This window comes from Streptomyces sp. NPDC026301 (assembly GCF_055567935.1).
Map to the genome: position 1 here is coordinate 76,451 of NZ_JBVHPN010000011.1, position 18,736 is coordinate 95,186.

General features: G+C 73.5%; 17 protein-coding genes and 1 riboswitch. Of the genes, 8 read left to right on the plus strand and 9 right to left on the minus strand.

Features of this window, described 5'->3' with window-relative positions; genetic code table 11:
• Positions 1–43 precede the first annotated feature (43 nt).
• The 5 genes from ACZ4MH_RS20600 to thiO form a co-directional block, all read right to left on the minus strand.
• Positions 44–925 carry a deoxyribonuclease IV gene (locus ACZ4MH_RS20600; RefSeq protein ID WP_351594028.1) on the minus strand — a complete coding sequence of 294 codons (882 nt, stop codon included), beginning with the start codon at positions 923–925 and terminating at the stop codon, positions 44–46.
• Between the two features lie 49 nt (positions 926–974).
• Positions 975–2,930: a Stk1 family PASTA domain-containing Ser/Thr kinase gene (pknB, locus tag ACZ4MH_RS20605; RefSeq protein ID WP_467754616.1), complete on the minus strand. Its 1,956-nt coding sequence runs from the start codon at positions 2,928–2,930 to the stop codon at positions 975–977.
• Between the two features lie 138 nt (positions 2,931–3,068).
• Entirely contained in the window at positions 3,069–3,923 is an 855-nt protein-coding gene (locus ACZ4MH_RS20610; protein WP_351601262.1) for a thiazole synthase, read from the minus strand.
• A 9-nt stretch (positions 3,924–3,932) separates the two neighbouring features.
• On the minus strand, positions 3,933–4,223 hold the full coding sequence (gene thiS, locus ACZ4MH_RS20615) for a sulfur carrier protein ThiS (RefSeq protein WP_467754617.1): 291 nt from the start codon (positions 4,221–4,223) through the stop codon (positions 3,933–3,935).
• On the minus strand, positions 4,220–5,449 hold the full coding sequence (gene thiO / locus ACZ4MH_RS20620; RefSeq protein ID WP_351601258.1) for a glycine oxidase ThiO: 1,230 nt from the start codon (positions 5,447–5,449) through the stop codon (positions 4,220–4,222). The genes thiS and thiO overlap by 4 nt, the downstream gene beginning before the upstream one ends.
• Positions 5,447–5,560: riboswitch (TPP riboswitch) on the minus strand. (Overlaps the previous gene by 3 nt.)
• Before the next feature lie 197 nt (positions 5,561–5,757).
• On the opposite strand from thiO, the gene ACZ4MH_RS20625 reads away from it, so the two are divergent.
• The 5 genes from ACZ4MH_RS20625 to ACZ4MH_RS20645 all read left to right on the plus strand — a co-directional run bounded on the left by ACZ4MH_RS20625 (position 5,758) and on the right by ACZ4MH_RS20645 (position 10,314).
• The gene (locus ACZ4MH_RS20625) at positions 5,758–6,936 is read left to right on the plus strand and encodes an NAD(P)/FAD-dependent oxidoreductase (RefSeq protein ID WP_467754635.1); all 1,179 of its coding nucleotides are present in this window, start codon (positions 5,758–5,760) and stop codon (positions 6,934–6,936) included.
• A 91-nt stretch (positions 6,937–7,027) separates the two neighbouring features.
• Positions 7,028–7,393 carry an Rv2175c family DNA-binding protein gene (locus ACZ4MH_RS20630; RefSeq protein WP_351601252.1) on the plus strand — a complete coding sequence of 122 codons (366 nt, stop codon included), beginning with the start codon at positions 7,028–7,030 and terminating at the stop codon, positions 7,391–7,393.
• 82 nt (positions 7,394–7,475) lie between these two features.
• Entirely contained in the window at positions 7,476–8,126 is a 651-nt protein-coding gene (gene thiE, locus ACZ4MH_RS20635; protein WP_351601249.1) for a thiamine phosphate synthase, read from the plus strand.
• A 148-nt stretch (positions 8,127–8,274) separates the two neighbouring features.
• Entirely contained in the window at positions 8,275–9,192 is a 918-nt protein-coding gene (metF, locus tag ACZ4MH_RS20640; RefSeq protein WP_351601246.1) for a methylenetetrahydrofolate reductase [NAD(P)H], read from the plus strand.
• Positions 9,193–9,228: 36 nt separating this feature from the next.
• On the plus strand, positions 9,229–10,314 hold the full coding sequence (locus tag ACZ4MH_RS20645) for a hypothetical protein (RefSeq protein WP_351601243.1): 1,086 nt from the start codon (positions 9,229–9,231) through the stop codon (positions 10,312–10,314).
• 118 nt (positions 10,315–10,432) lie between these two features.
• Here the strand turns inward: ACZ4MH_RS20645 and ACZ4MH_RS20650 are convergent, their stop codons facing one another.
• The 4 genes from ACZ4MH_RS20650 to ACZ4MH_RS20665 all read right to left on the minus strand — a co-directional run bounded on the left by ACZ4MH_RS20650 (position 10,433) and on the right by ACZ4MH_RS20665 (position 16,092).
• Positions 10,433–11,974 (minus strand): phytoene desaturase family protein, encoded by a 1,542-nt coding sequence (locus tag ACZ4MH_RS20650; RefSeq protein WP_467754618.1) that lies wholly within the window; start codon positions 11,972–11,974, stop codon positions 10,433–10,435.
• Positions 11,975–12,414: 440 nt separating this feature from the next.
• Positions 12,415–13,068, minus strand: a complete 654-nt coding sequence (locus ACZ4MH_RS20655; protein ID WP_351601643.1) for a TetR/AcrR family transcriptional regulator — start codon at positions 13,066–13,068, stop codon at positions 12,415–12,417.
• Positions 13,069–13,112: 44 nt separating this feature from the next.
• Positions 13,113–15,323: a YhgE/Pip domain-containing protein gene (locus ACZ4MH_RS20660; RefSeq protein WP_351601646.1), complete on the minus strand. Its 2,211-nt coding sequence runs from the start codon at positions 15,321–15,323 to the stop codon at positions 13,113–13,115.
• Positions 15,295–16,092 carry an ATP-binding cassette domain-containing protein gene (locus tag ACZ4MH_RS20665; protein ID WP_351601649.1) on the minus strand — a complete coding sequence of 266 codons (798 nt, stop codon included), beginning with the start codon at positions 16,090–16,092 and terminating at the stop codon, positions 15,295–15,297. Before ACZ4MH_RS20665 ends, ACZ4MH_RS20660 begins: the two co-directional genes overlap by 29 nt.
• 196 nt (positions 16,093–16,288) lie before the next feature.
• Between ACZ4MH_RS20665 and ACZ4MH_RS20670 the strand changes: the two genes are divergently transcribed.
• From ACZ4MH_RS20670 to ACZ4MH_RS20680, 3 genes are all read left to right on the plus strand, one after another.
• Entirely contained in the window at positions 16,289–16,780 is a 492-nt protein-coding gene (locus tag ACZ4MH_RS20670; protein WP_351601652.1) for an SAV_6107 family HEPN domain-containing protein, read from the plus strand.
• Positions 16,781–17,240: 460 nt separating this feature from the next.
• A complete protein-coding gene (locus tag ACZ4MH_RS20675) occupies positions 17,241–17,996 on the plus strand; it encodes a methyltransferase (RefSeq protein ID WP_030256568.1) in 756 nt (251 codons plus the stop codon).
• A gap of 291 nt (positions 17,997–18,287) precedes the next feature.
• Entirely contained in the window at positions 18,288–18,701 is a 414-nt protein-coding gene (locus ACZ4MH_RS20680) for a DUF3040 domain-containing protein (RefSeq protein WP_351602187.1), read from the plus strand.
• The last annotated feature ends 35 nt before the right edge of the window (positions 18,702–18,736 follow it).

The following is an 18,736-nucleotide window of genomic DNA, read 5'->3' on the forward strand; positions in this document are numbered from 1 at the left end:
CGTGAGTATTCCTCAAGATCCTCGAGACCTCCCTGGACGTGTCTCAGGCGTCCCGCAGCTCCTTCAGGCGCGCCACGTCCGCCGCGTGGCCCTCCTTGCCGCCCGGCGTCTCGATCACCAGCGGCACGCCCGCGGTCGCCGGGTGCCGGAACAGCTCGCGGAACGGCTCGGCGCCGATGTGGCCGGAACCGATGTTCTCGTGGCGGTCCTTGTGCGCGCCGGCCACGTCCTTGGAGTCGTTGGCGTGGATCAGCTTCAGGCGGCCCTCGCCCGCGACGTCCACCAGCTCGTCCAGCAGCGCCTTCGTGCCGCCGGGCGCCGCCATGTCGTGCCCGGCCGCGAACGCGTGGCAGGTGTCCAGGCAGAGCCCCGCACGCGGGTGCCGGTCCAGCGCGTCCAGGTACGGCCCGAGGTCCTCGGCCAGCGAGCACAGCGAGGCGCCCTGCCCGGCCGTCGACTCCAGCAGCAGCCACGGGTCGTCGTCGTGGGTGAGCTCGTCCAGCAGCGGCAGCAGGTACTCCCGTACCTGCGCCAGCGCCGTGGCGCGCTCCCGCCCGCCGGTCGCCGAGCCGGTGTGCACGACCACGCCGAGCGCCCCGATGTCCCGGCCGCGCCGCAGCGAGTGCCGCAGCGACTCCACCGACTTCTCGACCGTCACCGGGTTGTGGGAGCCGAAGTTGATCAGGTACGGCGCGTGCACGTACGCCGGGATGGCACGCTCCGCGCAGGCCGCGCGGAACGCCTCGTCCTGCATCGGATTGCCGGGCGGGGTGGCCCAGCCACGCGGGTTGGCGACGAAGACCTGGACGGACTCGCCGCCGATCTCCTGGGCGTACGGGATGCCGACCTTGGCGAGACCGCCGGCCACGGGGATGTGGCCGCCGATCGGATTGCGCTCACGGGCGCGCTGCGGGGAAGTGCTCACACCTTCAAGGGTGCCAGGCGGCCGGGCGTCCCCGGCTGTCAGGTACGCCTCACAGCTTGCTCTCCAGCGTGATCGTGATCGTGCTGCCCTTCGGAGCGGTGTCGCCGGCGTCGACGGACTGGCTGTCGACCGTGTCCGTCGGGAAGAAGAACGGCTTCTTCACCTCGACCTCGAAGCCCGCGGCGGTCAGTGCCTGCTTCGCGTCGTCCACCTTCTGGCCCTCGACGTCCGGCACCTCGACCATCTGCGGCCCCTTGGAGAGCGTGAGCGTCACCGTGTCCCCCTTGCCCAGCTTCTCGCCCGCCCCCGGGGACTGCCGTGCGATCGCGCCCTTGTCCTCCTCCGAGTACACCGGGTCCGCGGCGAACTTCACGTGGAAGCCCTCCTCCCGCAGCTCCGCCGCCGCGTCCGACCGGTCGTCGCCGACCACGTCCGGTACGTCGATCGCGCTGCCCCGGCTGACGGTCAGCGCGATCGCCGTACCGGGCCGCCGCTTCGCCCCGGCGTCCGGGTCCGTACGGATCACCGAGCCCTTGGCCACCTCGTCGCTGAACGCCTTGCGCTCGGTCCCCGGGGTCAGCCCCTGGTCGCGCAGCTTGCGCCGGGCGTCGGCGACCGGGGTGCCGGACAGGTCGGGCACGGCGACGATGTCCGGGCCCTTGGAGAGCGTGAGGGTGACCGTGCCGGTGCCCCGGATGCGGTGCCCGTTCTCCGGGTCGGTGGAGATCACGTGGCCGCGCTCCACGGTGGAGCTGTACGCCCGCCGCACCTTCACGTCCAGGCCCGCGCCGTGCAGCGTCCGCTCGGCCTTGGCCTGCGTCATGTCCAGTACCGCCGGCACGGTCGTGAACTGGCCGGTGGTGACGTACCAGACGCCGGTCCCCACGAGCAGCGCGGCCAGCAGCGCGAGGACGACGAAGAGGGTCCTGCGGCGCGGCGCCCGAGCGGTCTCCGTGCGCCGTGCGCCGCCCGCGGGCGCCACCGGCACCTCCAGCCGGCTGGTGTGCCCCGCCGCGTCGTCGGCGGTGGCGTCGGCCACCTCGGGCGGCAGCGAGAGCTGCACGGCCGCCGCGCGCTGGATCACGCTCGTACGGTCCTCGGCGCCGGCCGGGCCGGTCGCGGCCCGCGCCTGCGGCGGCACCGCGTCCAGCTGCTCGTCCGTGAGCGCCGCGCGGGCGTTGCGGGCCAGCGCGAGCAGCGTGACGGCGTCCTGCGGGCGCACCTCGGGGTTGCGCGCGGTGGCCTCGACGACCAGGTCGTCCAGCTCGGGCGGCAGCCCCGGTACGAGCGCGGACGGCGCCGGCACGTCCTCGTGGAGGTGCTGGTAGAGCACCTGGGCGGGGGTGCCGCCGCTGTGCGGCTTGCTGCCGGTGAGCATCTCGTACAGCGCCACGCCACAGGCGTAGACGTCCGCGCGGGTGTCCGCGCTGCCGTCCTCGATCTGCTCGGGCGCCAGGTACGAGACGGTGCCCAGCACCGTGCCGGTGGTGGCGGTCGTATTGGTGTCGACCGCGCGGACCAGGCCGAAGTCGGCGACCTTGACCCGGCCGTCGTCCCCGATCAGTACGTTCTCCGGCTTCATGTCGCGGTGCACCATGCCCGCCCGGTGCGCCGAGCCCAGCGCCGCCAGGATCGGCTCCAGGATGTCCAGCGCGGCGCGCGGCTGCAGGGCGCCGCGCTCGCGCAGCACGTCCCGGAGGGTGCAGCCCGCGACGTACTCCATGGCGAGGTACACGTACGTGCCGTCGGCGCCCTGGTCGAACACGCCGACCACGTTCGGGTGCGACAGCCGGGCCACCGACTTCGCCTCCCGGATGAAGCGCTCGACGAAGGTGGCGTCCGCTGCCAGTGAGGGGTGCATCACCTTCAGGGCGAGCACACGGTCCAGCCGGGTGTCGACGGCGCGGTAGACCGTCGCCATCCCGCCGGCGGCGATGCGCGCCTGGACGCGGTAGCGGCCGTCGAGCAGCTGTCCGACCAGGGGGTCCTGAAGGGTGGTATCCACGGCAGACGAGTCTACGAGCAGCTGTCCACCGCCCTCATGCCCTCTGCACCGTACGGGCCGGACTGCAGCCGAACGGTGACCGACGGGGCGGTACAAGGCGCCGGTGGCGGACCTTCCGGCGCCCCTGGCGGAGATGCCTCAGAAGGCGGGCCGCTCCGGGTCCAGCTCGGCCATTCCGGCCGCGGGCGAGGACGCCTCGGCGAAGTGGCGGCGCGGGATGCGGCCCGCCCGGTACGCCAGCCGGCCCGCCTCGACCGCGTGCCGCATGGCGTGCGCCATCAGCACCGGCTCCTGCGCCCTGGTGACGGCCGAGGCCAGCATCACGGCGGCACAGCCCAGCTCCATGGCCAGCGCGGCGTCCGAGGCCGTGCCCGCCCCGGCGTCCAGGACGACCGGCACCCCGGCCCGCTCGGTGATCAGCTGGAAGTTGTGCGGGTTGCGGATGCCGAGTCCGGAGCCGATGGGGGAGCCCAGCGGCATGATCGCCGCACAGCCCACGTCCTCCAGCTTCCGCGCGAGCACCGGGTCGTCGTTGGTGTACGGCAGGACCGTGAACCCGTCGTCGACCAGCGTCTCGGCCGCGTCCAGCAGCTCCACCGGGTCCGGCAGCAGGGTCCGCTCGTCGGCGACGACCTCCAGCTTCACCCAGTCCGTGCCGAGCGCCTCACGGGCCAGCCGGGCCGTGAGCACGGCCTCACCGGCCGTGTAGCAGCCCGCGGTGTTCGGCAGCGTACGGATGCCGTGCCTGTTCAGTACGGAGAGCACCGAGCCCTGCACGGTCGGGTCCAGCCGCCGCATCGCCACGGTGGTCAGCTCCGTACCGGAGGCCAGCAGCGCGCGCTCCATGATGTCCAGGCTCGGCGCGCCGCCGGTCCCCATGATCAGCCGGGACCGGAAGGCCGTACCGGCGATGACCAGCGGATCGGCTTCGGGTGCCGCGCCGGGCGCCGCCTCCGGGGCGGCGGTCTCCTCGATGGTGTACGTATCGGCCATCTGTACGGATCAGCCTCCCTGGACTGCGGTGAGAACTTCGACGCGGTCCCCGTTGCCGAGCGGGGTCGCCGCCCACTGGCTGCGCGGAACGACCTCTTCGTTGACGGCGGCGGCGACCCCGCTGGAAGCGGTGGTCAGCGTGGCCACCAGCCGGTCGAGCGGCAGGCCGCCGGGGATCTCGCGCGGCTCGCCGTTCACGGAGACGGTCACCGGGGCGGCTGCCGGGACGGCTGTCGGAGTGGCTGTCGGGGCGGCGGGGACGGCCCCGGACGCGGGGCCGGGTGCCTTCGAGGCGGTCATGCGGTCTGCTCCTGGAGTGCGGCGCGCTGCGGCGCCGGGGCGGGGGGAGGGGTGGCCGCGGGCCCGAAGCGCAGCGGCGTGAAGGGCCGCGCCTCCTCGGGCAGCGCGCCGGTGGTCAGCGCGTGGGCCATGACGTCGCCGGTGACCGGGGTGAGCAGCACACCGTTGCGGAAGTGGCCGGTGGCCATCAAGAGGCCGGGCAGTGCGCTGGGCCCGAGAAGCGGTGCGTTGTCCGGCGTCCCCGGGCGCAGCCCGGCGATCGTCTCGGTCAGCGGCAGCTCGGTGATGCCCGGCACCAGCTCGTGCGCGTCGCGCAGCAGCTCGTAGACGCCGCCCGCGGTCACCGTGGTGTCCCAGCCCAGCTCCTCACTGGTGGCGCCGACGACCATGTCCCCGTTCTCGCGCGGCACCAGGTAGAGCGGGCCGCCGCGCACCACGGCACGCACGGTGCGGGACAGGAAGGGGCCGTACGCGGCAGGGATCCGCAGCCGCAGCACCTGGCCCTTGACCGGCCGGACCGGCGGCCGTACGTGCTCGGGCACCCCGGCCAGCCGCCCGCTGAAGCTGCCCGCCGCCAGCACGACCTGCCCGGCCGGCAGCGCCGTGCCGTCCGCCAGCTCGACGCCGGTGGCCCGGTCCCCGGTGACCGTCAGCCGCCCGGCCCGCTCCCGTACGAACGCCACCCCGGCCCGCTCACAGGCCGTCAGCAGGGCCGTGGCGAGCCGCCTCGGGTCGATCTGGTGGTCACCGTCCACCCGGAGCCCGCCGCGCACGCCCGGCGCGAGCATCGGTTCGAGCTTCCGGCACTCGCGGCCGGTCAGCCACTCCGAGTCCAGCCCGCAGCGGCGCTGCAGCGCGTGCAGCTCCCGCAGATGGGCGCGGTCGTCGGCGTCCAGGGCCACGGCGAGCGTGCCGCACCGCCGGTGTCCCAGGTCCTGGCCGCTCGCCTCGGCCAGCTCGGCGGCGAACGCCGGATAGCGCGCCGCGGAGTCGAGATTCAGCCCCAGGAGCGTTTCCTCGCCGTAGTGCAGCTCGGTGACGGCGGCCAGCATGCCGGCCGCGACCCGCGCGGCGCCGCCGCCCGGCTCCGGGTCCACGACTGTGGTGCGCAGGCCCCGCTGGGCCGCCCGCCAGGCCGTCACAAGTCCCATCAGGCCGCCCCCGACGATCACCACGTCGGGCCGCCCGGCAGCTGTCTCCGCCGGTATACGTGCAGGTGGATGCATGAGCTTCCAGCCCCTCCCTTCGCCGGCATGACCCGGATCAGGTTCGTACGGTCGGAGGCCGCCGCAGCCTCCCTCTCAGCCCGGTGCGTCCGGGCTCCCGCGAGTACAAGTGCCGTCAGAGTAGTACGCGTGGCCGACGCACGGTAAGGGTGCTCTGCGGGGCCGGAGGGTGACCCTGTGTCAGAGATCTCGTCGCGCGGTGCTGAGTCCGGCCAGGGGGCGCGTCCTAGAGTGATCGAGTGAGCCAGCAGAGCGAGTACTCGCGGACCCCCGACCGCTCCCGCCGCGTCGTCATCGCCGGCGCGGGGATGGCGGGCGTGCAGACCGCCGTTGCCCTGCGCGAACAGGGCTGGCGCGGCACGATCACCCTGCTCGGCGCCGAACCGCACCCGCCCTACGACCGGCCGCCGCTCTCCAAGGCAGTGCTGCTCGGCAAGGCGGACGGCTCGGCCTTCGACGTCGACTTCGCCTCCCTCGGGATCGAGCTGGTGCTCGGCAGGAGTGTCACCGGACTCGCCGCCGACGCCCACGAAGTGCTGACCGACGCGGGGCCGGTGCCCTATGACCGGCTGGTCATCGCCACAGGCGCGGAGGCGATGGCCCTCCCGGGCAGCGAGGGCGTACCGGGTGTGCACGTGCTGCGCACCCTGGACGACGCCCAGCGGCTGCGCCCGGTACTGGCCGCGCAGCGGCGCATCGTGGTGGTCGGCGCGGGCTGGATCGGCGCGGAGTTCGCCACCGCGGCCCGCGAGACCGGCTGCGAGGTCACCGTCGTGGAGGCCGCCGACCGCCCGCTGGCCGGCGCGCTGCCCGAAGAGGTCGCCGCCCACATGGCCCGCTGGTACGCGGACGCGGGCGCCACGCTGCGTACGGGTACCCGCGTCGCCGCCGTGCAGGAGGGCGCCGTCCTGCTCGCCGACGGCACGTCGCTGCCCGCGGACGCCGTGGTGATCGGCATCGGCTCGCGCTGCGCCACGGACTGGCTGGCCGGCTCCGGTGTCGAGCTGGGTGAGGACCGCTCCGTGCGGGCCGACGAGCGGCTGCGCACCTCGGTGCCCGATGTGTACGCGGTCGGCGACTGCGCCTCCTTCCCGTCCGCGCGCTACGGCCGCCGGCTCCTGGTGCACCACTGGGACAACGCCCTTCAGGGGCCGCGCACGGTCGCCTCGAACATCGCCCGGTGCGAGGTGGAGGGCACGGTGTACGACCCGGTGCCCTATTTCTGGTCGGAGCAGTTCGGTCGGTTCGTGCAGTGCGCCGGGTACCACCAGGTCGCCGACGAGCTGATCTGGCGCGGCGACCCGGCGAGCGCGGCCTGGACGGCGCTGTGGCTGCGGGACGGCGCGCTGGTGGCGCTGCTGGCCGTGGGGCGGCCGCGCGACCTGGCGCAGGGGCGCAAGCTCATCGAGCGGGGCGCGCTGGTGGACCGGGCGGCCGCGGCGGACGCCTCGGTACCGCTGAAATCGGCTGCGGCGCAGGTGCATTAGCGGCGGCGCGGCCGCCGGCTGTGGCCGGTGGTGTGCACCGATGGCGATGCCCGGCTACCGACTGTCAGTGGGGGATGGCACGCTTGGGGGTGTGACCGAGATTGACGCAAAGATCGATGGACTGGTTTCCGCCTGGCTCACCCTCCCCGACATCGCCGAGGAATTCGGTGTCGAGGTGACACGAGTCCGGCAGCTGGTCAAAGAGGGCCAGCTGATCGCGGTGCGCCGCGGTGAGAACAGGGCCCTCCATGTGCCGGCCGAGTTCATCAAGGAAGGCAAGGTCGTCAAGGGCCTGGTGGGGACGCTCACGCTCCTCAGGGACGACGGCTTCACCGACGAAGAGATGCTGGAGTGGCTGTTCACCGCGGATGAGACCCTGCCGGGGACGCCCGCGCAGGCGCTGCGCGAGAATCGCGGCACGGAGGTGAAGCGCCGGGCACAGGCGCTCGCCGTCTGACACACCCGCCACCACCGCCGCAACCGAAGGGCGTACGGACCGGCCGGCCCGGTCCGTACGCCCCGTCTGGGGGGAAGACCCGATGAGCACCGCACGACAGGCCCTGTCCGACGCCCGCCTCTACCTGTGCACGGGAGCCCGCAAGGAGCAGGGCGACCTGCCGCGGTTCCTGGACGCGGTGCTCTCCTCGGGCGTGGACATCGTGCAGCTGCGCGACAAGGGCATGGAGGCCGGCGAGGAGCTGGCCCACCTGGAGGTCTTCGCGGACGCCTGCCGGCGGCACGGCAAGCTCCTCGCGGTCAACGACCGGGCGGACGTGGCGCACGCCATCGGCTCCGACGTGCTCCATCTCGGACAGGGCGACCTGCCGGTCCCCGCGGCGCGCGCCATCCTCGGCGAGGACGTCCTGATAGGCCGGTCCACGCACGCCGAGGCGGAGGTGGACGCCGCCCTCGCCGAGCCGGGCGTGGACTATTTCTGCACCGGCCCCTGCTGGCCCACGCCCACCAAGCCCGGGCGGCACGCCCCGGGCCTGGACCTCGTGCGGTACGCCGCGGCACAGCGCCCCGACCGTCCCTGGTTCGCGATCGGCGGGATCGACGCGGGCAATCTGGACGAGGTGCTGGCGGCGGGCGCCCGCCGGGTCGTGGTGGTGCGCGCGCTCACTGAGGCCGCGGACCCGGCCGCGGCGGCGGCCGAGCTGGCGAAGCGGATCCGCGCGTACGAAGCGTGACGCCGGGCGCACGGAGCGCCATGGCGCCCCGGGCCGATGAGCAGCGGTCTGACGTGAAGTGTCCGACTGGTGAACAGGAACCCGGCAAACCGGTCCATAGTGCCGCACGTGGTTGGGGGCCTGCCTGGCCGGTGGTTAACCTGCCGGTATGGCCCTAGGTACAGCTTCCACCAGGACTGACCGCGCACGTACGGTGCGTGAACTGCTCGCCTCCGGCAAGCGGTCCTATTCGTTCGAGTTCGCCGCCCCGAAGACCGAGAAGGGCGAGCGGACCCTGTGGAACGCCATCCGCCGGATCGAGGCCGTCGCCCCGACCTTCGTGTCGGTGACCTACGGCGCCGGCGGCACCTCCCGTGAGGGCACCGTCCGGGCGACCGAGCGGATCGCCACGGACACCACGCTCACCCCGGTCGCGCACCTGACCGCGGTCAACCACTCCATCGCGGACCTGCGCAACATCATCGGCCAGTACGCCGACGCCGGCATCCGCAACATGCTGGCGCTGCGCGGCGACCCGCCCGGCGACCCGCTGGGCGAGTGGGTGCGCCACCCCGAGGGCATCGCGTACGCCGCCGATCTGGTCCGGCTGATCAAGGAGTCCGGCGACTTCTGCGTGGGCGTCGCGGCCTTCCCCGAGATGCACCCGCGCTCCACCGACTGGGACACCGACATCCGGCACTTCGTGGACAAGTGCCGTGCGGGCGCCGACTTCGCGATCACCCAGATGTTCTTCTACGCGGAGGACTATCTGCGCCTTCGTGACCGGGTGGCCGCCGCCGGTTGCGAAACGCCGATCATCCCGGAGATCATGCCGGTCACGAACGTCCGGCAGATCGAGCGGTTCGCGCAGCTCAGCAACGCGGCCTTCCCGCCCGAACTGGCGGAACGGATCCTGGCCGTCAAGGACGATCCCGCGGCGGTACGCTCCATTGGTATCGAGTACGCCACGGAGCTGTGTGCACGCTTGACCGCCGAGGGCATTCCGGGGTTGCACTTCATTACCCTGAACCACTCCACGGCGACGCTGGAAATCTACGAGAATCTGGGTCTGCACCAGCAGACCTGACCACGGTGGCCCACAGCGGCGGAAACAGGGGCGTACATGGGCTGGACGATCCTCTACCTCGCGTTCGGCATCGTGGCGCTCTGGCTGCTGGGCGAGGTGCTGCTGCAGTACAAGGCCCGGCTGCGCTGGCGGCTGCTGGCGTTCTTCGGCTTCCTCGGCGTCGTCATCGGCGTGGTCCTGCCGTCCATCGTGGTCATCGCGGTCGGCGCGATCACCTTCGCGGTGGGCCAGACCTACGTCACGCTGTCCTTCCGGCGCGGCTTCACGATGGGCTGGGCGCTCGAGGCCGGCCGGCCCCGGGTGAGCCGCAGGGGGCGGCGCTCGGGCGGCCGGGCCGCCGCGGAACCGACCCCGGAGGCCGCCGGCCCCGCGGCCGGCCCCTTCCCGGACGACGACGAGTACGGCCCGCAGGAGGCCGGTGACGGCCACGGCCAGGGCGCCGACGGCCGTCAGGACGCCGACGAGTACGGCGCGCAGACCGGGTACGCCGGTCCCGCCGGCTACTCGCCCGACGCCGTCGCGGCCTCGTACACGGACGCCTACGACGCCCGCCCGGACGCCTACGCCGACCCGTACGGCGCGGACGCCACGCAGGTCGCCCCGGTCTACGCCCCGCAGCCGCTGCCCGACGAGACCGGCCAGTACGGCATCTACAGCACCGATGCCCGGGCCGGACAGGACCCGCAGGACCCCTACGGCGGCTACTACGAGCCCGCCGCAGCCCACGACGGCTACGCCGCCGACCCCTACGGCGGTTACGGCGACGGGCACGGCGGCGGCCCGGCCGGATACACCGATCCGTACGCGGGCCAGGACCCGTACGGCGCGCCGTACGACCCCTACGCACAGGCCGGTCCCTACCCGCCCGCCGACCCCTACGGCGGGCAGGACCCCTACGGCCACGGCGGCCAGGTCCCGCAGCAGTACGGCGGGGGCTACGACCAGTACTACGGCGCGGTCCCGGAGACCCCGCCCGGCGGCGTCTGGGTCCCCCAGCAGCGCGGAGGCGGCGACCTCCCGCCCGAACAGCCCCCGCACCAGCCCGAATACCAGCCGGAGCACCAGGGCTACGGCTACCCGCACCAGCAGCAGGGGTACGACGAGCAGCAGTACCGGTACTGAGCGCCGGTACTCGGGACCGGTGCTGAGCGCCGGTCCGAGGCGGCGCGGCTGTCCGGGCGGGGCCGCAGTGGTCCGGGCGGGGCCGGAGCGGTCGCGGGGGCCGCGTCGGCCCGTCCCGCTACTGGGAGCCGCGCCAGTCGTCGCCGTTGACGACGAGGCCCGCTACCAGCGCGCCGGACATGCCCGCATGGGCCAGGCCGCCGCCCGGGTGGGACCAGCCGCCGGCCGTGTAGAGGCCCGGTATCCGCGTGCGGTTGGCCGGGCGCAGGGCCTGGCCGTCCAGCCCGGCCAGCGCGGGGCCGGGCACCGCGCCACCCCGCGCGCCCGTGTCGGCGGCGGTGTCCGCCGGTGTCCGTATCTCCCGCCACAGGACGCGGTCCCGCAGGCCCGGCACCGCCGCGGCGGCCGCCGCGACCATCCGGTCGGCGAACGCCTCGGCCACGCCGTCCGCCGTCCAGTCGACGCCCTCCGCGCCGCCCTCCGCGTGCGCCGGGACGGTCACCGTCAGCGTCACCGCCTCGTGGTCCTCGTCGGGCCGCTGCGCCGGGTCGTCGGGGCGCAGCACCGTCACCGTGGGCGCCTGCGGCAGCCCGCCGCCCCCGAAGACGCCGGTCAGCTCCGCCTCCCGGTCCGCGGCGTGCACGACCGTACGGTGCGCGGCGCCCGTCTCCCGGGCGCCGCGCAGCGCCAGCAGCACGCTGAACCGCCCGCTCGGCGGCGCCGCCGGCGGCAGCACGTCGTCCGCGCTGCGGACTTTCCCGGCCGCGCCGGGGGAGTCGCCGGTCAGCCCGGCCAGCGTCCACGGGTCGACGCCCGCGACCACCACGTCGGCGTCCGCCACCCGCCCGTCGGCCAGCTCCACCCCGGCCGCCCGGCCGTCCTTGACGACCAGCCGCCGCACCTCGGCACCGAAGGTGAACTCCACCTTCCTGGCCAGGCAGCGCTCGTACAGTGCCGTGGCCAGCGCGCGCAGCCCGCCGCCGATGTACCACGAGCCGAAGGTCTGCTCCATGTACGGCAGGACCGTGGCGCTCGCGGGGGCGGTGCGCGGGTCGAAGCCGTACGCCAGCGCGTGGCTCTCCAGCAGCGCCACCAGCCGCGGGTCCTTGAGCTCCAGGGCCGCGACCTCGGCGAGGGTGCGCGCCGGGCGCCGCTTGAGCAGGCCCTTGTGGCCGACGGCCGGATACGGCTCGCGGCCCAGCACCCGCCAGTCGGGCCACAGCGGCTCCTCCAGCAGCGGCCGACGGGTCCGGTCCCAGGCTTCCCGGGCGCGGCCCAGCAGCGCGCTCCAGCGCTCGCCCGCGCCCGCGCCGAGCGCCCGGTCCAGCGCCTCGGTGACGCCGGCCCGCGAGGCGTTCGGCAGGAGGACCTCCGTGCCGTCCGCGAAGACGTGCCGGCTCGCCGGGTCGACCTGGACCAGGCCGACCACGCTCTCCAGCGGCTCGCGGCCGGTCTTGACGAACAGGTCCCGCTGCACGGCCGGGAGGTGCAGCAGCCCGGGACCGGTGTCGAAGCCGAAACCGGCGCGCTCGAACCGCCGCAGTGAGCCGCCATGGGTCTCGCCGCGCTCCCACACCGCCACCCGGTGGCCCGCGACGGCCAGCCGGGCGGCGGCCGCCATCGCGCCCGTCCCGGCGCCGATCACCGCAATCCGTGCCATGTCCGTGACTTTATCGGCGACCACTGACAACGCCGCCGGGCGCCCTCACCTCAGGCGCTCGGGCACGAAAAAAACGCGCTGCCCTGGCACGGATCGTTCCCCCTTCGATCCGACCAGGACAGCGCGTCCCCCGTGCTTCCCCCGTTCCACCGGGTTTCCCCGGCTTCCCCCGTGCCGCCGAGTTGCCTCGGCGTCCCCCGTGCTCCCCCGTGGAGCGTGGAGCCCCATTCCCCCGTGGCTCCCCCGTGGAGCCCCGCTTCCCCCGTGGCTCCCCCTGCCACGTCGGGGAGGCCGTACCGTTCCGCCGCCCCGTGTCGGCGGTACCGGCGCCGGCTTCCCCTCCGTGGCCTCCACTTTCCCGTCTGCGCAGGTCGCGGCCCATCCGCGTACCTACTCATCTCCCCTTCTGAGTACGTGTACTCAGGGCTGGGTGCTCATCCTCAGGAGCGGCCGGTTCCGGCCTCGGCACCGGCGCCTCCCGCGCCCTGATGGCCGCTCACCCGTCCTTGGAGCAGCCGGGAGAGCGCCGCGTGCACATCGTCGATCGACCGGTCCGGCTGGAAGGACTGCCAGTCCAGCGCTGCCACCAGCACCATCCCGAACAGCGCGGAAGCCGTCAGCGGGATGTCGATCTCCTCGCTCAGCTCGCCGCCTGCCACCGCGTCCCGGATGACGTCGGCGACCACGGAGACGGCCCGTTCCCGCACCATCAACAGCGTGGAGTTCCACGTCCGGTTCGTGCGCCACAGCTCGGCGACGAACAGCTGGGTGAGCGCCGGGTACTGCGAGATGAAGTACAGCCCCGCGTGGATCATCGCGTCCAGCGCGTCGACCCGGGAGCCGCCCCGCTCCGCCACCTCGTCGGCGGCGTTCTGGAGCGAGGCGGCCAGCATCTCCACGCCGTGCCGGAGCAGCTCTTCGAAGAGCACGTTCTTGCTCGCGAAGTTGTAGTAGACCGTGCCCTTCGCGACACCGGCCCGCTCGGCGATCTCGTCCACCGTGGTGGAGGAGAAACCCTGTTCGGCGATGAGCGTCACCGCGGCCTCGAAGAGCTTGCGCCGGGTCGCCTCACGACGCGTGTTGGAGCTGTCCATGGAGGCGATTGTGCCCCCTGCGGACGGCACCGCGGTCCGCGTGCTCACAGGCTGAGCTCCGGGTGCAGGTCCTTCATCCGTACGACCTGCCGGCCCCGCGCTGTCCACGTGGTGAGCGCGAGCGCGCCCACGGTGAAGGCCGCCAGCACGAGGCCGCCCTGCCACACCGGTGTCAGGTCACCGCCCGTGATGAGGCGGCGCAGCCCTCCCACGATGTACGTCATCGGCAGGTACGGGTGCAGCGCGTTGAAGAAGCCGGGGCTGGTCTGCACGGGGTACGTACCGCCCGCCGAGGTCAGCTGGAGCATCAGCAGCGCCAGCACCAGGATCCGGCCCGCGGCGCCGAATTGCGCGTTCAGCCACTGCACGATCGCCGCGAAGCAGGCCGTGGCCAGTACCAGGAACCCGATCGTGCCCGCCGCGTTCACCATCTCCAGGCCCAGCCCGAAGTGCAGCACGGACATCAGGGCGGCGATCTGCAGCACCCCGATGGCGAACACCGGGAGCCAGCCGGACACCGCGGTCCGCAAGGCGCTCGCGCCGGCCGCCAGCGCCCGCCGGTTCAGCGGCTGGATCAGCATGTAGGCGACCATCGCGCCGACCCACAGGGACAGCGGGATGAAGTACGGGGCGAAGCCCGTCCCGTAGTTGGGCGCCTTGTGCGCCGAGCCCGAGGCGAGCTGCACCGGGTCGGACATCACACCCGTACGGGCGTCCCGCTGGTCCTTGTCGTAGTCCGGGATCTGCTTGACACCGTCGTGCAGCCCGCCGGCCAGCTTCGCCGAGCCGTCGGACAGCTTGAACATGCCGCCGTTCAGGGTCTCGGCGCCGTTCTTCAGCTTGCCCACGCCCTCGTCCAGGTCGCCGGCACCGGTCTGCAGCCTGCCCATACCGGTGTCCAGGTCGGTGCCGCCCTTCTTGGCGGTGCCGGTCCCCTTGTGCAGGTCGCCCGCTCCGGTGGCCAGCTTGTCGGCACCGGTGGCCACCGCGTGCGCGCCCTTGTTGAGCTCGTTGACCTGCTTGACGGCCGTGTCCAGGTCCTGGCCGAGCGTGGGGCCGTGTTCGGCCAGCGTGCTCGCGAGCCGGTGCACCTCGTCCAGGTCCTTGGCCAGCTGGGCCAGGTTCTTCTCGTTCTGGACCAGGCCGCTGACCTCCTCGGCCTTGTCGGCCGCCGCATCGGACTTGTCCCGCATGTCCTTGAGCTCGGTGCAGGAGACGTCGCGGTCGGTCAGGGAGTTCTCGCAGCGCAGCTTGTAGAAGGCCGCGACCTGGTTGGCCAGCGCCCGGGAGGTGGTGGCCCCGTCCGAGGCGGCCTTCGGCAGCTTGTCGAGGTTGTCCCGGATGGCCTGCGAGCCGTCGGCCACCAGGCGCGCGGCATCGCCGATCTCCTTGCCGTGCGCGCGCACGAAGGGGCCCACCGCCTTGTCGGCCTCGTTCACCTTGTCGGCGAGCTTCTGGGTGCCGTCGGCCACCTGGCCCGCGCCCTTGGAGACCTGACCGGCCCCGGTGTCGAGCTTGCCCGCCCCGGAGTCGAGGTCCTTCAGGCCGTTCGCCAGGTCGTGGCTGCCCTTCTTGGCGGTGTCGACGCCGTCGGCCAGGTCGCTGCTGCCGTTCTTGGCGCTGTCCAGGCCGTTCTTCAGGTCGCCGGTGCCCTTCTTGGCCTGCCCGATGCCGCCCTTGAGCTCGGAGGCGCCGTCGGCCGCCTTCTGGGTGGCGTCGTGCAGGTCGGAGAACGACACGAAGATCTTGTCCAGGAAGCCGCGCGAGGACTTCGCGGACGCCGCGGAGCGCACCTCGGAGAAGACCGTCTTGGAGATCTGCCCGACGATGTAGTTGTTGGCGTCGTTCGTACGGACCTTCAGCTCGCCGGCCTCCGGGTGGTCGCCGGAGCTGGACGCGATCGAGGTGCTGAAGTCGTCGGGGACGGTCAGCGAGAGGTAGTACGTTCCGGACTCGACGCCCTTGGCCGCGTCGGCGGCGCTCACAGGGTGCCAGTCGAAGGTGTCACTGTCCTTGAGGCCCTTGACGAGGTCGTCGCCGGCGTTGATCTTCTCGCCCTTCGCCGAGGCGCCCCGGTCGGCGTTGACCAGCGCGACCGGGATCTTGTCCAGGCGCGAGTACGGGTCCCAGAAGGACCACAGGTAGAGCGCTCCGTAGAGCAGCGGCAGCAGCAGGAGGGCCACCAGCGCGGCGCGCGGCAGCTTCCCCCTGCCGAACCGCTTCAGCTCAAGCGCGGCCAGCTTCGGCGAGCGCATCCGCCGCCCCCTCCTCGTTCTCGGTGTTCTTCTCGGTGCCCGTTTCCGGCTCGGGCCGCGGCTTCTCTGGGCGCCGCGCCGTGGAGACCACGAGCGCGTCCTCGGGTGCCTGGCTGCACACCGCCAGTACCGTCGTCCCGGCAGCGGCCAGCCCGCGCAGCAGGGCCCACGCCTGCGCGCGCTCCTCGTCCGACAGCTTCAGGTCGGTGTCGTCGACGGCCAGCAGCCGCGGCGCACCGATGAGCGCCAGCGCGACGGACAGCCGCAGCGCCTCCAGCCGCTCCAGGTCCCGTACGGACGTCCGTACGCCCTTGGGCAGCGTCTCCGGATCGAGCCCGGCGGCCTCCAGGGCCGCGTCGATCCGGCCCCGGGCCTCGGCGCGGCGCTCGCGGCGCGGGCGCAGCAGGGCGCGTACCGGGCTGCCGAAGCGGCGCTGCAGCAGGGCCCGTTCGTGCAGGTGCTCGGCGACCGTGAAGGCCGGGTCGAGCTCGGCGACGCCGGGCACGTGGGCAAGCGCCGTGATGGCCCGTACGGCGGCCATCTTCTTGGGCAGCGACAGGCCGCCCACCCGGGCCTTTCCGGCGGCCGTCGTCATGCGTCCGGTGAGCGCGAGCAGCAGGCACGTGCGGCCCGAGCCGGACGGCCCCTCGATCGCGATCAGCGTGCCGGGCTCGGCCGCGATGTCGACGTCCTGGAACGCCCAGCCGCGAGGCCCTTTGACCCCGAGCCCCTGGGCCTTGACCGCCGCCCCGTGCGGGGTGCTGTCCACGGTCCCTCCCTCTTGAACTGACCAGTCAGTGCAAAAAGTATGCCGCACGGTGCCGGGGGGAGCGCAAGTCGGCCGGTACCGAAGGCGACGTGATCTGGACTACACGGAGAAAGTGCAGGTCAGGGCGATTGTCAGTGGTGTGCCTCACGATGGGTTGTGCGGTTCCGAGCCGTTATGCGACGACAGGAGGTTCGTCATGGCATCTCGTCCCACTGGGGCAGGTTCCGCTGCGTACGGTCCCCCGGGCGATGTCCATCCCGTCCTGCGCCGGACGGCCGCCCCGCCCGCCGCCCTCGACCTGCTGGCCAAGGCCCAGCGCGGCCTGGAAGAGGCGGCGTCCCTGGAAGCCCCGAACGAGCGCTTCGCGACGGCTCACCTCGCCGCCCTGCGCGCGGCTGCCGCCGTACTGGCCGTGCGGGGCCGCCCCGAGCCGACGCTCCGGCGAAGGCAGCGCATCCGCAGCGCCTGGGAGGTGCTGCCCGAGGTCGCGCCCGAATTATCGGAGTGGAGCGCCCTGTTCGCCGCCGGTGCCGAGCGCAGGGCGCGCGCCGAAGCGGGCATACCCGGGGCGGCCGGCCCCCGGGAGGCCGACGACCTCCTGCGCGCCGCCGCCCACTTCCTCCGCCTCGTCGAGCGCCTGCTGGCCCTGCAGCCGCTGCTCCCGCCACCCCGGACACGCGCCGGGTGACGGGCCGACCGGGCGCCCATCGGACGCCGCCTCGGCCGGGCGGGCGCGTGCGTGCGCGCGTCCGGAAGCGGCTTCGGCCGGAAAATGCGGGGGCGTATTCCCGGCCTTGCCATTCCCGGCTCCGCTGCCCGCTGCCCGCACTCCGCCCGTGGCTTCCGTGTCCGTCTCCGCGTTCCCGCTTTCCGCGGAGTTCCCGCCCGCGCCCGTCTTTTTCCTTCACCGCCCGGCCTTCTCCGTCCGGCCATCTCCGCCTGGCCCGGCATCGCCTTTTCCGTCCGGTGGAACGAAAGGGAATTACCGGGAAGCGCGCCCCGGTGCCGGGCGGCCGCAATTCGCCCGGGAAAGGCCCGGGACCGGCCCCCGCGCACGGCTCGGTGGTGCGCGGGCGTGGCGGAGGACCCGCGACCCCATAGGGTGGGAGGCGCCTATCAGTACATGCCCCCGCGAGGAGCCACCCGCCGTGTCTGACCCGCTGCGCCCGCGCGCATCCCTTCGTACCGCCGTGGTCTGGGAGGTCCTGAAGGACGCCCTGGAGCGCCGGGCCAAGGCCGCCGGGCGTGACGCCCTCGACGTCCTGGACACCGGCGGCGGCACCGGCAACTTCGCCGTGCCCGTCGCCCGGCTCGGCCACCGCGTCACCGTGGTCGACCCCAGCCCCAACGCGCTGTTCGCCCTGGAGCGCCGGGCGGCCGAGGAGGGCGTGGCCGACCGGGTGCGCGCCGTCCAGGGCGACGCGCACGGCCTCTTCGAGGTCGTCGAGCGCAGCGGCTACGACGCGGTGCTGTGCCACGGCGTACTGGAGTACGTCGACGACCCGGCCGAGGGCGTCCGCAACGCCGTGGCGGCGCTCCGCCCCGCCGGCACGCTGAGCCTGCTCGCCGCGGGCCTGGGCGGCGCCGTGCTGGCACGCGCCCTCGCCGGCCACTTCACCGAGGCGCAGCGCGCGCTGAGCGACCCCGCGGGCCGCTGGGGCGACGGCGACCCGGTGCCCCGCCGCTTCACCGCCGAGCAGCTCACCGAGCTGGTGACCCGTACCGGCCTTGCGGTCGGCGCGGTGCACGGTGTGCGGGTCTTCGCCGACCTGGTCCCCGGCGTGCTCGTCGACACCGAGCCCGGCGCCATGGACGCGCTGCTGAAGCTCGAGGCCGCGGCCGCCGAGCTCCCCGCTTTCCACTCCGTCGCCACCCAGCTGCACGTCCTCGCCGAGCGCGGCTGACGGGCCGCGGCCCCTACACCAGCCGGGCGCTCGCCGCGAGGCGAACACCGACTGCCGGGTGCAGTCGGCCACAGGGCCCCCGATCAGCCGCTTCGCCCCGTATGATCGGAGGTACAACGTCCGGCATGGCGGGAGGGCGGATGGGGAATGCAGGGTGCATCACCACCGGCCACCATGGTGGCGCGGACAGTGAATTGGCGTAGAGGGGCGGGTTTCACGGGGGCGATTCCCTGCCTATCCTGAAAGGGTCGCACCCGGTCGCCCCCCGCGACCGACGAGTAGGAGGACTCCGTGCCGCTCTCGGAGCACGAGCAGCGCATGCTCGAGCAAATGGAGCGAGCGCTGTACGCCGAAGATCCCAAGTTCGCGACAGCGCTTGAGGGAAGCGGGCTGCGTACGTACACCCGGCGACGGGTCTACCAAGCGGTCGCGGGCTTCCTGGTAGGTATCGCGCTCCTCATGGCCGGAATGGTCGCGCAGCAGATCTGGATCAGCGTGGTGGGCTTCCTCGTGATGCTCGGCTGCGCGGTCCTGGCCGTCACCAGCTGGCGCAAGGCACCCAAGCCGGGCGAGCAGCAGGCCGGAGCGGGGGCCGCCCGAGGCGGTGGAGGCGGACAGCCACGCCGTACGTCCCGGCCGCGGCGCTCGATGATGGACCGCATCGAAGAGCGCTGGCAGCGCCGCCGGGACGAACAGGGCCACTGAGCGCCCCGCCCCTACGTCCCCCGGACCCTTTCGAC

What these genes read in the sequence shown, in the direction of transcription:
- ACZ4MH_RS20625 (WP_467754635.1), top strand. Translation starts at nt 5,758, where the DNA reads ATGGCGGGCGTGCAGACCGCCGTTGCCCTGCGCGAACAGGGCTGGCGC.
- thiO (WP_351601258.1), bottom strand. Translation starts at nt 5,449, where the DNA reads ATGCATCCACCTGCACGTATACCGGCGGAGACAGCTGCCGGGCGGCCC.
- ACZ4MH_RS20650 (WP_467754618.1), bottom strand. Translation starts at nt 11,974, where the DNA reads ATGGCACGGATTGCGGTGATCGGCGCCGGGACGGGCGCGATGGCGGCC.
- ACZ4MH_RS20610 (WP_351601262.1), bottom strand. Translation starts at nt 3,923, where the DNA reads ATGGCCGATACGTACACCATCGAGGAGACCGCCGCCCCGGAGGCGGCG.
- ACZ4MH_RS20645 (WP_351601243.1), top strand. Translation starts at nt 9,229, where the DNA reads ATGGGCTGGACGATCCTCTACCTCGCGTTCGGCATCGTGGCGCTCTGG.
- thiS (WP_467754617.1), bottom strand. Translation starts at nt 4,223, where the DNA reads ATGACCGCCTCGAAGGCACCCGGCCCCGCGTCCGGGGCCGTCCCCGCC.
- thiE (WP_351601249.1), top strand. Translation starts at nt 7,476, where the DNA reads ATGAGCACCGCACGACAGGCCCTGTCCGACGCCCGCCTCTACCTGTGC.
- ACZ4MH_RS20660 (WP_351601646.1), bottom strand. Translation starts at nt 15,323, where the DNA reads ATGCGCTCGCCGAAGCTGGCCGCGCTTGAGCTGAAGCGGTTCGGCAGG.
- ACZ4MH_RS20655 (WP_351601643.1), bottom strand. Translation starts at nt 13,068, where the DNA reads ATGGACAGCTCCAACACGCGTCGTGAGGCGACCCGGCGCAAGCTCTTC.
- ACZ4MH_RS20670 (WP_351601652.1), top strand. Translation starts at nt 16,289, where the DNA reads ATGGCATCTCGTCCCACTGGGGCAGGTTCCGCTGCGTACGGTCCCCCG.
- metF (WP_351601246.1), top strand. Translation starts at nt 8,275, where the DNA reads ATGGCCCTAGGTACAGCTTCCACCAGGACTGACCGCGCACGTACGGTG.